Source organism: Terrimonas ginsenosidimutans, assembly GCF_022012415.1.
GTDB classification, from domain to species: Bacteria; Bacteroidota; Bacteroidia; order Chitinophagales; family Chitinophagaceae; genus Terrimonas_A; species Terrimonas_A ginsenosidimutans.
This window is the reverse complement of record NZ_JAKLTR010000011.1, coordinates 49119-62256: the sequence shown is the minus strand read 5'-3', so window position 1 is coordinate 62256 and position 13138 is coordinate 49119. Positions and strand designations below refer to the sequence as shown.

Annotated in this window: 14 protein-coding genes; 8 read left to right on the top strand and 6 right to left on the bottom strand. The window is 44.2% G+C overall.

Going from position 1 to position 13138, the window contains the following annotated elements:
* Positions 1-55: 55 nt before the first annotated feature.
* From LZZ85_RS16865 to LZZ85_RS16855, 3 genes are read left to right on the top strand one after another with little or no spacing between them, the layout of a single operon-like run.
* Complete coding sequence (locus LZZ85_RS16865; protein WP_237874509.1) at positions 56-889, top strand: alpha/beta fold hydrolase; 834 nt, start codon at positions 56-58, stop codon at positions 887-889.
* Positions 886-1374 carry an RNA polymerase sigma factor gene (locus LZZ85_RS16860; RefSeq protein WP_237874508.1) on the top strand — a complete coding sequence of 163 codons (489 nt, stop codon included), beginning with the start codon at positions 886-888 and terminating at the stop codon, positions 1372-1374. Before LZZ85_RS16865 ends, LZZ85_RS16860 begins: the two co-directional genes overlap by 4 nt.
* Entirely contained in the window at positions 1367-1972 is a 606-nt protein-coding gene (locus LZZ85_RS16855) for a hypothetical protein (protein ID WP_237874507.1), read from the top strand. The genes LZZ85_RS16860 and LZZ85_RS16855 overlap by 8 nt, the downstream gene beginning before the upstream one ends.
* A 143-nt stretch (positions 1973-2115) precedes the next feature.
* Here LZZ85_RS16855 and LZZ85_RS16850 read toward each other — a convergent pair whose 3' ends face one another.
* The 5 genes from LZZ85_RS16850 to LZZ85_RS16830 all read right to left on the bottom strand — a co-directional run bounded on the left by LZZ85_RS16850 (position 2116) and on the right by LZZ85_RS16830 (position 5746).
* Positions 2116-3540, bottom strand: a complete 1425-nt coding sequence (locus LZZ85_RS16850; protein WP_237874506.1) for a M12 family metallopeptidase — start codon at positions 3538-3540, stop codon at positions 2116-2118.
* A 25-nt stretch (positions 3541-3565) separates the two neighbouring features.
* Entirely contained in the window at positions 3566-4162 is a 597-nt protein-coding gene (locus tag LZZ85_RS16845; protein ID WP_237874505.1) for an RICIN domain-containing protein, read from the bottom strand.
* A 41-nt stretch (positions 4163-4203) separates the two neighbouring features.
* Positions 4204-4797 (bottom strand): RICIN domain-containing protein, encoded by a 594-nt coding sequence (locus LZZ85_RS16840; RefSeq protein WP_237874504.1) that lies wholly within the window; start codon positions 4795-4797, stop codon positions 4204-4206.
* Between the two features lie 91 nt (positions 4798-4888).
* A complete protein-coding gene (locus tag LZZ85_RS16835; protein WP_237874503.1) occupies positions 4889-5329 on the bottom strand; it encodes a hypothetical protein in 441 nt (146 codons plus the stop codon).
* A 3-nt stretch (positions 5330-5332) separates the two neighbouring features.
* On the bottom strand, positions 5333-5746 hold the full coding sequence (locus LZZ85_RS16830; protein ID WP_237874502.1) for a lipocalin-like domain-containing protein: 414 nt from the start codon (positions 5744-5746) through the stop codon (positions 5333-5335).
* Between the two features lie 267 nt (positions 5747-6013).
* On the opposite strand from LZZ85_RS16830, the gene LZZ85_RS16825 reads away from it, so the two are divergent.
* The 3 genes from LZZ85_RS16825 to LZZ85_RS16815 are packed head-to-tail and all read left to right on the top strand — an operon-like array spanning position 6014 to position 8175.
* The gene (locus LZZ85_RS16825; protein WP_237874501.1) at positions 6014-6412 is read left to right on the top strand and encodes a helix-turn-helix domain-containing protein; all 399 of its coding nucleotides are present in this window, start codon (positions 6014-6016) and stop codon (positions 6410-6412) included.
* Positions 6413-6421: 9 nt separating this feature from the next.
* Positions 6422-7240 (top strand): CPBP family intramembrane glutamic endopeptidase, encoded by an 819-nt coding sequence (locus LZZ85_RS16820; protein WP_237874500.1) that lies wholly within the window; start codon positions 6422-6424, stop codon positions 7238-7240.
* Positions 7241-7290: 50 nt separating this feature from the next.
* Positions 7291-8175, top strand: coding sequence for a retropepsin-like aspartic protease (locus LZZ85_RS16815; protein WP_237874499.1), 885 nt, complete (start codon positions 7291-7293; stop codon positions 8173-8175).
* A 1388-nt stretch (positions 8176-9563) separates the two neighbouring features.
* On the opposite strand, the gene LZZ85_RS16810 is transcribed toward LZZ85_RS16815, so the two are convergent.
* Entirely contained in the window at positions 9564-10664 is a 1101-nt protein-coding gene (locus LZZ85_RS16810) for a hypothetical protein (protein WP_237874498.1), read from the bottom strand.
* Between the two features lie 280 nt (positions 10665-10944).
* Between LZZ85_RS16810 and LZZ85_RS16805 the strand changes: the two genes are divergently transcribed.
* Positions 10945-12411, top strand: coding sequence for a serine hydrolase domain-containing protein (locus LZZ85_RS16805; RefSeq protein ID WP_237874497.1), 1467 nt, complete (start codon positions 10945-10947; stop codon positions 12409-12411).
* A gap of 131 nt (positions 12412-12542) precedes the next feature.
* Positions 12543-13067 (top strand): DinB family protein, encoded by a 525-nt coding sequence (locus LZZ85_RS16800; RefSeq protein ID WP_237874496.1) that lies wholly within the window; start codon positions 12543-12545, stop codon positions 13065-13067.
* Positions 13068-13138 lie beyond the last annotated feature (71 nt).

The following is a 13138-nucleotide window of genomic DNA, read 5'->3' as shown; positions in this document are numbered from 1 at the left end:
GTTCGGGCGGCTGTAACAATCCCGGCATCCCTGCATCCAAGTAATAAAAAATATCATGAAACGTCTTTTCTGCTCCATAGTGCTGCTTGCAATCACTATAACCCTCTTCTCCCAGCCAAAACCGGTCAGTATCGAAAAGAAAGGGTCCGGGGCACCTGTAATGCTGCTGCCCGGGTTCGGTTGCCCTGGCGCTGTCTGGAACGAATATTCTTCCGGCCTGAAAAACTACCAGGTACACCAGGTATCATACGCCGGTTTCAACCAGTTACCAGCCATAGATACACCATGGTATAAATCACTTCGCGACGCACTGATCGATTATATAAAAAAAGAAGATCTTAAAAACCTTCACCTCATCGGTCATAGTATGGGAGGAAATTTAGCCACGGAAATAGCTGCTTCCCTGCCCGATCGCGTGTCGAAACTCGTGATAGTTGATGCGCTCCCCTGCATGCGGGAAATAATGACGCCGGGTATGAGTGCAAGCCAGCTGACCTATGACAATCCCTACAATAATCAAATGCTTGCCATGGATCAGCAAGCGATGGCTAAATATGTAAAAATGATGGCTGATAATATGACGCTCGAGCCTGCGAGATCGGCAACCATCCAGGAATGGATGATGCAGGCCGACAGGAAAACTTTTGTGTATGGCTATACCGAACTGCTGAAAATGGATCTTCGCGACGAATTGAAAAAGATCAACATCCCCGTGCTCATTCTGGGCGCATCTTTCCCGGACAGAAAAACAACAGAAGCCACTTTCCAGGCGCAATACGTAAACCTTCCTGACAAAATGATCTCTATCTCGAACAACAGTAAACATTTCATTATGTTTGATGACGCCGGATGGATGAACAATTCAATCAGTCAGTATTTCGCCAAATGAGTTCGCTGCAACCAATACAGTTTGATTCCCTTTATGAGCAATACCATGAAATGGTGTTCCAGCTATGTACCGGTTTCCTGAAAGGTGATCGTGAAATGGCAGCGGATCTCACCCAGGACGTGTTCATCAATACCTGGAATGCCTGGTCATCCTACCGCGGTGAGGCAAGCCATAAAACATGGATCTATCGAATCACCGTAAACACCTGCCTGCAATATCTCCGTAAACAAAAGAACAAACGGAATGTCGGAGAAGAGCAGCTACAGGATCACGCAGAAGAGGAAAGAACCGATGATGTCCACTTTACAGATCTTTACCAGGCTATCGGCCAACTGAATGATCTGGATCGTTTGATCATTATGATGGTGCTCGAAGAAATAGACTATCCCGAGATCTCACAGATCGTCGGGATAAGTGAAGGAAACCTTCGGGTGAGAATACACAGAATAAAACAAAAACTAAAAAAACTTCTCGGCAATGGATAATGAAATGAAATCATTGAGAGATCTCTGGCAAAAAGCCAAACCTGTTGCACCTGCACCTGTATCCATTGCCGCGCTACAGCAAAAAGCAAAGGCAAATAAACGCAGCAGTATCATCTTCCAGTATGTGAATATTATTATCCTCCTTTCACTTGCCATTATAATCTACCTGTACCTGGGTGTCTGGTTTCCATACAGAACACTTCTTGGTCAGACAGGGGTATGGCTCATGATCGGAAGCATGCTGCTGCGGGTGATCATTGAATGGCTGAGTATTCTTCGCTCAAAACGGATCAGGCTTGACACACAACTTTTGCAAAACACCAATTCAGCCCTGCACTACTACAGGTTCAGGAAGAAGATACACGGGCCCATTACTTTTCTGATCGTGGCGTTATACACGGCCGGGTTTTACATGCTGATGCCGGAGTTTACAAGTCATGTCCCAACCTGGTTATCGCTCATTGTAATGATATCTTATCCAGTAGGGGCTGTAGTATTGATCTACCAGATCAGGAAAGGCATCAAAAAAGAAATAAGCGACTTGAAAGAACTCGCGGAACTGCAGGCAACTATAGTACAAAACCAGGATCTGCTCTAGCGGCTGTTTGAACACCTGTATCAGTCCTGCCACTGGGTATAGTTGGTGGTTGCCATGGGTAACGGAAAGTCAACAAGCATGCAATATTTTTTCTGACAGATATGTCATCAGGGATCCCATCAGTCAAATACATCTAACAGCCCTCAGTTACCAGACATTTTTTTTATGTTTGATCCTGTACGTATCTTAACATCAGAGGTTGACTGGATCTTTGGCAGATCGCCTATTCTTTCAAAAATGAAATACGCTGTTGCTCCGGAAGTCTGAAAAAACTGATCCCCGTTATCCTGTGATCTTATAAACCATTGTTTATCGCTTTGCAGCCCTTTTATACGGTAAGCCTTATTAGCCTGGTTATATTGAATATAGAACTTCTGGTTATCCTGACCATTATAGGCCGCCTGCAGGATTTTCGCCTCTTCAAGTTTACTTTGATCTTTGACTGTAAGAAACTTATCGCTGTGCATCGCTTTTAATGTATACACTCCATTGCCGATCTCCTGCACAGCAAACTGTTGATTGGCGCCACCTACTTTATCCCATTGCTGAAGAACAGCACCATCCGATTTACTGATATCCTTAATATCAAGATATTTTAGCGTAGCGGTTTCTTTGATCATGTAAACGCCGTTGACAAGTGGCTTTGCGCCCCCATTCTGGTCTGACGCAGGCAGCGATACCCGATTGGTTAGTTTTCTTGAAGGCGCATCATCCATCCCCAATGACTCAGCATAGTTACGCCGGGCGACATCTTTATTAAACCAATACGCTGTATTGACGCCCGCTATATCTTTTTCGCTTAATTCAAAATAAAGGCTACCAAGATCACAATCTTCTTCTTTATTATTTCTCTTACACTTCATTACCGGCGCATTCGGATCAATGGCAAACGAATATTGGTTGTAGTGCATCACGGAATTATAATCATATGGAGTATTCGTGATGCCGGGCTCGATCTGGAAGGCGTATCGGAATTCTGGTTTAACCTTATTTGTATCAATAGATATGTATTGATCGCGATCTGGCCGGTTTTGCTCGTGCCAGAATCCAAGAGAATGCAATAATTCGTGGACGATCGTCTGAGTTGTTGAATATCTGGTAATGTAAACGATCTGCTCGCCTCCCCGTCGGCCAACTGGTGAAAGACCACCGAAACCCTTTTCAGGGCTGAACATGATCCGGATATAATCGCGCTGTCCTTTGTACGCAACTAGTCGCAGGTTTGTTTCTGCATTCAGCAGATCAATTGCCTTTACTGCATTGCTATAAAGATTGCTTCCTCTCTCAGTTGTTTCATTCTTCATACTTAAATCAATTTTCACCGGCACATCTCCTTTTGGCCAGATATAGCCTCCGTCGGTATTCGTACTTTGAAAAATCCGGACAGTGGCCCCAACATCTCCCACGATAATATCATCATTCAGTACAAGTTTGTTCATTACTTTTTTTACATAGTAGGTTTTTTCCGCCGGGGACATTGGCAGCTTTACCTTGATCTGGCTGTATCCGTGTTGTGCCTGGGATATGCCCGCCGCAAAAAGCAGCATCAAAAAAATAACAATTCGCATAAGAGACTATTTTTTGAAGTTTGGATCAATTCTTTGTTTTCTTAAGGATCACGCCTCCTGGCATTTTTTGCGTCTGTGTTTTTTCTGTTCCATTCGATATCATTGGTGTCGGTATTGGTTCGAACATGAATTTGTAGACACAGTCCGTTGCGCCGTCATGGTATTCAGGAGATTTTATCAGCAGGTTGGGCCCCTGCCCGATCATATTCATCGGAATACTGGTAGACCCATAGGTAATAACAATACCGGGGCTGCATTCTCCCGAATACTTCATCCGCCACTTACCGGTGATATCAGGCGAATCTCCCTGCACAACGCGCTCCCCTTCGATTGCCCTGCTGGCGCAAACAAACCTGTTACTGTGCGCCGCTTCAATGGTAAAAGTTCCATCAATGAAACGCCGAACATAGAATTGCTGGTTTCGTTGATCGGCATAGCCCGCCTGGATCAGGTTTGCGCCATTCTCCCGGCTTACATTTTCAACGGTTAAATAGGTTCCGTTGGGAATTATGCGGATCTTGTACCACCCGTCTTTGGGTAAGGAAGCTGCATTGGTTTGAGCGAATACGTATCCGCAATTAAAGATCATACAAACAAATGCGATAAGATGGATAGATTTCATGATTGATCAGTTTATGCGTTTGAGTAGAGACAGCTTAACGTCTACTGTTTGCTTTTAACAGGCTTGATGGTAGGTTTAGCAGGCTTTTCCGGGCTTTCCTGCTTATCAGCATTTTCTTCGATGGCTTCGATTTCATTTCTTTTAAAATCCATGACCATTCCCCGCATTGTATTGTCGCCGGAAAGAAACAGGTAAGTTCCATTGCCGGGCCTAACGGAAGAATTCCAGTGTTGCATGACCACGCGCATCTTATTTTCAGCGGAGCTCATTACATATCCCCGGCTACCTTTTTGTTTTACGATATGCCATCGCTGATTCATCTGGTTCAACCAATCCCATTGAATGATCCTGACGCCCGCAGCCGGAGTACCTTCCGTACTCAAATACTTCCCGCTATGTTTTGCTTTGATCGTATAGATATCGTTGCCGAGATGCGTAAGAATAAACGAAAAGTGCGTTTTATATTCATTGTCCCACTGAATCAGTCGCGCACCATTTTTCTTATCTGCCCCGGTGATCGCAAGAAATTTTCCGGTATCATTTATCTTTATATAGTACTCGCCATCTTTCAACACCTGTGCATCCGCACAGATCATGATAATATCAAGAAGCACTACAAGGATCATCTTTATCATAATAGTTTATCTAATGTAACTTGCTGGTTATAGCATTAAAAATGATCAATAAGAGCCAGGACCTTCGTCTATAACTAACAGTTAGGGTTATCTAATGGATCATGCGCACATGTTGCCTTGACGTTCCAAATAAAACATCAAATACGAATTCAGTTGCTGTCAGTGAAACAATTCTATATTCCAATCGCTGGCTCCCTGCAGAAATTTCTACAATGGATTCGTTATTCAAAAATTTCCAGCTGGCGAAATAGATCGTCTGAGGATCGGCCGGATGACATTTTGTTGCACCTTCCCGATGCTCGTGCACGAGATCTGTGGTAAAGGTGAATTCATTGTCCTGCTCACAACTCTTTAAGCCGGAATACACATCCGATTCATTGCCTGCCGCGTCGATCACTACTCCTGAGATCATGCGCCATGGTCTGGCAGTAAGCAATTGGGTTCTGTTTGGCTCTTTATCTTTTTTACACGACTGGAATACTGGCAAAAAAAATAGCAGCAGGAGTGATGAAAGCAAGAGTTTCGTTTTCATAAGTTATAGTTTTTGATATGTGATGGTGCCCTGGCCTTCAGTGCCGGTCATGATCAGTTTATTACCGGAAATGGTGATGAGATAACTTTGTCCAACGACAAAGTCTGTAGCGGAAATAGTGAACTTGTTTCCAACAAGTTTCCATTTCGTTTTTGACCAGAGCTTTTCCTGGATATTTCTGTACTTTTCATCACAGCCGCTTTTAGATGCATCCAGGCGAAAGGTTCCGCTCGCATTGATCTCCCAGATCACATTGGCTGCACAGGGACGGCTGTGGAGAAGCGCAGTGTGACTGTCAAATTTTTTACCCTCATATTCGGAAACGTGGGAGATCTTTTTCCATTTACCGACCGGGCCCTGAGCATGAAGAATGCCAGTAAGACAGATGATAAGAAAGCTTAATAATATTGATCGCATGGTATTCGTGTTTTGTCACACAAACCTAGTGATGGGCAAAAGGGAGGGCAAGGCCTGGTCGACAAGCGACAGGATTAATAGACGAACGCAATAATAATGATACCGGTCTTCTTGAGCGCCGGTTGGCAGGCCATTGATTACAGTTGATTACTCCTAAATCATTCTGTTTGACACATCTGGCACCAAAGTGACGGCCTAATGGCGGGTCATTTATTGAATTATCTTTGACCTATTAGGTAATTTCGGATGAAAATAAAATCCCAGGAAATGATCGCGGCATCTGTAAAGGAAGCAAGGCTTGCCAAGGGCTATACGCAGAAGGAATTATCTGATCTTACCAATGTCAGCGTGCGCTCCATACAGCGGATTGAAAATGGCGAGATCGTTCCCAGGAGTTATACGCTTAAAACCCTGGCGGCAGCCCTGGAAATTTCTCTTGAGCAAGCCGAAGTCCGGGAGTCGCCTCTAAAAACTGCCACTGGTATGACAAAATCTCAAAAAATCGTCATTTCTGCCGGGTTGCCCCTCATCAGCTTTCTCGCCTGTTGGGCTTTTATCGCACAATCGCCCCGTTTCCCGGAAACCGCATTTGAACTCATCGTACTCGCCATCATTATGGTGCTGTTTATTACAACCGCTCTCTTTTTTCTCTGGAGAAGAAATTAATCTCAGATAATGTTTATCGTATTATTCAGATGTATCCTGTTCTGGATACTGTTCGAGATCCTATTATTCGCTACCGGCAAAATGGCCTGGTTTGCTCCGCCTGAAGCTGTACGTTGGGTTCAGGCTGGTTTCGGCATTGCTTCTGCGATAGTTTTGATCTATTTATTTCTCCGGTTTGAGAAAAAGTCCTTCGCTGATATCTATTTAAGAATTGATAGAAAGACACCGCTGCGTTTTGCAGGAGGACTTTTAGCCGGAGCTATTATAATGAGTTGTATACTTGCGGTCCTGCTGGTTTTTTCCGAACTCAAACTCAGCAAAACGCCTCTGACTGCATCGCCATTAAAAACTGCCAGCATCTACCTGATGATCATCCCGTTTGCGTTCATGGAAGAACTGGCATTCAGATCATACACAATGGTCAGATTGGACCGCGAATATGGATTGTGGACTGCGCAATTTCTTTCGGCAGTCGTGTTCGCCTTATATCACATAGTCTCCGGTTGGACCTGGTATATCGCGTTCATGGGTCCGTTTATCTGGGCATTCCTGTTTGCTCTTTCCGCTATTCGCTCCGCGGGCATTGCCATGCCAACAGGAATACACGCTTCGCTGAATATATTACAAGTTGTGCTGGGTATGAAAGGAGGAGAAGCCGCCTTCTTTGCATTGAAACTAAAAGAAGGACATACTCCTAACGCCCAACAAAAGTTGGATGCGCTGGGGATCGCCATCCATATCGTCATATTTGCAGGGGGAATACTGGCAACATGGTTCTTCATTCGAAACAGAAACCGGTCTGCATCCATCTCAGATCTGCGAGAATAAAAAAATCACTGTACAACTCTTCAGAAAAAATTATTTTTGAAAGAAAAAAAATGAAGGCGTTGTTTCTACCCGTTGTAATCGTTCTGTTTCAAATGGCTGGCTTTTCCCAGATCAATTCGAAAAATGAAATCCCGTTTGACCTGCTTCCCTCAGGGCATATTCTTGTCAAAGCCAAAGTTGACGGTGTGGAAGGCAGTTTCATTTTCGACACGGGCGCAGGACTCACGGTTTTCACCAAATCATTTTTTCAAAAGCTAAAAGATACGGTCAAACAGGATGGAGGTTACACCGGTTTCCGTGCAACGGGTGAACGTTTGGACATTGACCTTTACACAGTCAGCAACTTCGAACTTGGGAATATGAGAAAACAGAAAGATGAGGTAAGCTGGCTTGACGTGAACCTGGGAGGTATCGATGGAATTATTTCACTTAAATCTGTTGAAGAATATCCGTTCACGTTTGACTTTATCAAAAAGGTGATCCGTGTTGAATCCGCCGCAACGCTTACGACGATCAGAAAGACAGCAAAAGTGATCCCCGTTCAATTGGAACAATCCCGCGATCGCTCATTGACGATCTTTGCTTATTTCAAAGTGAATGACAAACTCACCCTTCAGTTCTCGATGGACAGCGGAGCGGGCAAAGACATCTACAGGATTAATTCAAAGCATCTTCAAACATTTGGGATAAACACCAATGATACTGCCAACGTTAAGCGGATAGACAAGAAAAGTGAGTTTGATACGACATTTGTCTCTTCCATTTTTATTACACAGGTGAACACGATCTCGCCAGCGGCGCAGCCTTCTATTTCAGTTGCTAAACCCAACGTGCAGTTCGTAGATGGGTTGATCTACGACGGAATTATCTGGATGAACTGGTTGGGAAGCCAGATCAGCTTTGATTTAAAGAATAAACAATTGCTGGTTCGCTGATATGTTATAGAATCCGGACACTCAAATATTTATTCAAAAGAATAATCACAGCAGCAACAATCAGTGTCAGTCCAAGTGGATGGTGTTGAACTTCCAGGTAAACCTGTATTGCTTTGATATGATATAAAACAATACAAAAAGGAAGATTGTTACTATCAGCGGCTGCGTGTAAATGCCGATTCCGGTAAACTGACTGATCCTTGCCTCATCTTTCAGCCTGGAAAAGCTCACCGAAGTTGCTAACAACCGAAGGTAAAATGAGAACGGAAAAGGGTAAAATACTTTAGCGCGCTTGTTTCGCATTATAAAAAATGCGATCAGAGCTTCCACGATCTTGGCGGCTGGCTCTGCAGCACTTTTACGTGATAGTCTTTTTCAGTATGGTAAATACTGATTTCGGAAAAGACTTGCTTAACGTCATCCCCATCTCATGCCCCGGTACGTTTCCGCAAGCCAGTGCGTGAACTCGTGAAAGATCCATGAGAGACAAACTGCTCCAATATGATCAGCAGATACCGAAAACCGGCAAAAGAAGAATGCCTTGCATAGATGGACGTAATGGTCGCCTATTGAACAGCAGCAATTAAAGAAGCTAAAAATAAAAGGAGGAGTTTACGCTTCAAGATACGTTAACAAGGTGTATTTGCATATGAATAGTTCCCTCCCGCCATTGATAAAGCACCTTCTTTTTTACCATGCAGTTCCGCGGTTCGTTATTCCCCCATCTTGTTGCCGTTATTTCCGCTGAATATATTGTGTTTTACCCATGGCTTTCGGTATCGCCTAAGCGATATTTACATCGAGATATCTCAATTTAGTTGTCTCCGCCTATGGCGGGCAAGGGGGTGTGGGGGTGTCCGCTATAGGTGGAGACACTATTTTATAATAGCCATCAGGCCGACAATAGTCTAAAAAATGAAACAAATGGATAGATTAAAAGAGAAGAAATACAAGAATTGAAGTTCCCGGCAGATCGGGCAGGATAGTCTGCATGATCGGATAACTATTTGTTATCAGTAGCCGCATGACCTGCTGCCGTAAACTTCTTCAGCATACTTACAAAAGTCTCCTCTTTTGCAGAAAGAGGGAAGAAAAAAAGAAGCGCTTTGCCCCGGGAACGGGATTCGGGAAGATCCGTCTACATATTTAAATGCGCAGCCGGACTGCGGCCGGCACTGCCGGTTAGCGGAGTTTACGCTGTTCAATCACGCGGGCAAACATACCTGCCGCGTAATTGCTACATACCGGTGCGGACCACAACAATTGTTATGTTAATATCAATCAATACCAACCCGACTTTTATACAAGAAACTCTCATCCTCTCCCTGTTTCTGGTTTAAATAACCGGAAGAAAGAGAATGGGAAGAAGATGGAGCAAAGGAAGATCACTATTTATAGTTTTTTGTCTCCAATCGTTGCAGCTCTACCCAATCAAACTGAGCATCGTTTACCGCATCGTTCGTTCCATGGTAGTTACCCTGCTTATCCTTATACACGTGATTGTATTTATCAGCGAGTTTCACTCTATCGCCTGTTTCAGGATCTGCATATTTTGCCTGACCACCGATCACATCCCTGAATGATTCATGGCGTTTATCGGAGGATAGGTTCCGCTCATTGGCAATGTCTTCACCGGTTTTCTGCACATGGTCACGATAGTTTTTTACCATGTCACGGTTTCTCCTGTTGATCTCATCATTCGCGATAAAGCCATTTCTGACCAGTTGTGTATTTTTCTGGACCCAGGCCGGATTCGAAAGCAAGGCGTTTCTCGCGTGTGCAATATGCTTATATAGCGGATCGGTGTCTCCATTCGTTAAAATAAGAGTGGGATATGCTTCCCAGTTGTAGTATACTTCTCCATTCATATTCGTTGTGGTCATATTTATCATGCAATCGATCCGCACCTTCCGGCCATTTGATTCACCATCGATATATGCAGTATAAGTCTGCATGGTAGCTGAAGTTTGCTTTGATGGAAGTGTTTTTTCAGCGGTCATTCGGACCTGCAACCCTTTTTGTGACAAATACGGCAGGAACAGGCGTTTGATATATTCTACCGGTGACATTGGCGGCATCTCATACTGATTGTATTGTTGCGGCATCCCGTATGCCCGGGAGGTTTCCCTCAGACTGCGTGTCGTAGGTCCATCGGCATAATAATATGGGCTGCCGGGCAGAAACTCGATTGTTGAACCCAGATCTGGCGAAGTAAGCTTGATATAAACCTGGTTGATCGGCGAACTTCCATTCCACGCACGCGTAAAGCTTTGTTCCATTTTCCAGGAAGTAGGCGTCTGCAGAGCAAATGCCACCATACCGTTGATCCCGGGATCAAGGATCCCATGAAGCTCATATGGAGATTGCTTTACTGTCTTGTTTTGCGAAGTAGTGGCAGACGCTTGCATTTTTTTGTTTTTGGGTGATTGCGCATCGCAGGATGCAATGATGGAGCAAAAGGGGATCAGCAGGAAGAATGTGTTTCGCATAAAACATCCGTTTTGCTGCAAGTTTCAATATTCGCAATTGCCAGGAAATACTATAATTGTAGTATATCCCCTTAATGGTCCTGGCTTATTGTTCTTCCCGGCTTATTTTGCCAATAAGCAAAAACACTGATTAATTGAATGGGATTGCCGGTTCGAATAACACAAATGATAAGAAGATAGCTAACCTTGCGTGCAGTTAATTTTTGTTAAACGTAATTAACGGAATCTATTCCATAACGGCTGCTTTGTACATTCGGGTTACAAACCTTAACTGAATAACATGAATAAATTTCTTCCCGGGCTCTTCCTGGCATTTTTTACTTCGTTTGCATATTCCCAGCAAGCAAGCATCACAAAAGCAGATGGTAAGAAGATATCTGCCCTGCAGATCGATCAAACGCTCAACCGCCTGATGACTGCTGCCGGCGTGAGCGGGTTGCAGATCGGAATAATCAACAACAACCAGACTGCGTTCATAAAAAGCTATGGTCACAAGAATAAAACACGCCGGCAGTTAAATAATCCAGGAACGAGCTTCTATGCCGCATCATTTACAAAATCACTTTTTGCCGTTATGGTGATGCAACTGGTTGATCAGAAAAAACTGGATCTTGACAAACCGCTGTACCAATACCTTTCAAAACCAATACCTGAATATGTCGATTATAAAGATCTTGCGGGAGATGATCGGTGGAAACTGATCACTGCACGTCACTGCCTTAGTCACACAACAGGATTTCCTAACTGGCGAAACCTGAATCCCAAAGGTGTCCAAAAGCTCGAGTTCTTTTTCGACCCCGGTACAAAATATGCGTATTCCGGCGAAGGATTGGTATTGCTCCAGCTGGTCGTTGAAAATATAACCGGCGAAAAACTGGAAGCGTTGGCGCAAAAGCACGTATTTGTTCCGTTTGGAATGACAAAATCAAGCTTTAGCTGGCAACCAGCATTTAATGAAGATTATGCAAACGGCCACAGCGTTGATGAAGACACTTTTGCCGTCCGGAGAAGAGCTAATGCAAACGCTGCCGGCTCAATGCAAACCACCATTACCGATTATACCAACTTCCTGGCTGCGTTGCTTCAGGGAAAAGGGCTGAGTAATGATGCCCGCAAAGAAATGCTGACACCTCAGATCAGGATCTTCAGCAAGCGCCAGTTTCCATCTTTGAACACCGATACAACAAGCGCTTACAAGCCCATCGATCTTTCTTACGGGCTCGGCTGGGGAATTTTCAATACCAATTATGGACAGGCATTTTTTAAGGAAGGACATAGCGATGATGGCTGGGAACATTATCTGATAGCAATTCCAGGGAAAAAATTCGCCCTGGTGATCATGAGTAATAGCATGAATGCTGAAAGCATCTATAAGGAACTTGTGGAAACCCTGGCTGGCGTATCTATCCCCTGGGACTGGGAAGGATACACGCCTTTTAAGCCTGTAGCCTTATTCACCAGGCAAATGGGCGAAATGTATCCAGGCAACTACATGGGTGAATTCGATGTCAGGATCTTTTTAGATGGCGGCAAGCTGAAGGCCGAATCAAAGGCAGCAGGAATAAAACCTACCAGCATTTATCCTGCTACTCAGACCAGCTTTTTCATGAAAAATTCTCCGATCACCATTGACTTCATAAAAATGAATGGTCCGGCACAAAAGATCAGGGTTTTTGATGGCGAAAAAACATACGAATTAATACGGGTGGAGGGTACTCAGAAAATGCCAGAACGGGAACCTGAGTGACCCTTTTGGGCCGACTGGTCTTTCATTTTGTCTATTTTAAACGTTCAGCGGAAAGGAATGTAAGGGTTAATACTCAGGCAGAAGGAAATGCCTAGCTTCGCAGAAATTACTCTCACCCAAACAACTAATGTATGAAAAAGATCCAACTACTCTTCCTCGTTTGCTTACTGTCATTTTCAGGGTTCGTTAACGCACAAACTGTTGACGACATGGTGAAAGACTGGGAGCGTGCTAAAGCTTATACTAAAGCATATCTCGATGCAATGTCTGATTCAGGCTATGCATTGAAACCGACACCAGAGATGCGTTCGTTTGCAGAGCAGATGTTGCACCTTGCTGACGCCAATTATGGTTTTATCGCTGCGGCCACCGGTGCAACCAGCCCGCTTCCGATGGGTGGCGCAGAAAAATCAACAGATAAGTCAAAAAAGAAAGTGGACGAACTGACTTTAGCCAGCTACGATTTTGCTATCGAGAACATCAAAAAAATGGACGCTGCCAAAGCAGGTGAAAAGATCAAAATGTTCAATCGTTTTGAAATGACCAAAGCTGCAGCTATCGCCAAAGCTTTTGAACATCAGACCCACCACAGGGGCCAAACAACTGTATACATCCGCTTAGCGGGAAAAACACCACCGCAGGAAATGCTGTTCTGATAGCATACCGAGAGCTAGCGCGTGCGTTATACATAGTCCGGCTATTAAAAGTCTTCCCGTATTCCCGCTTT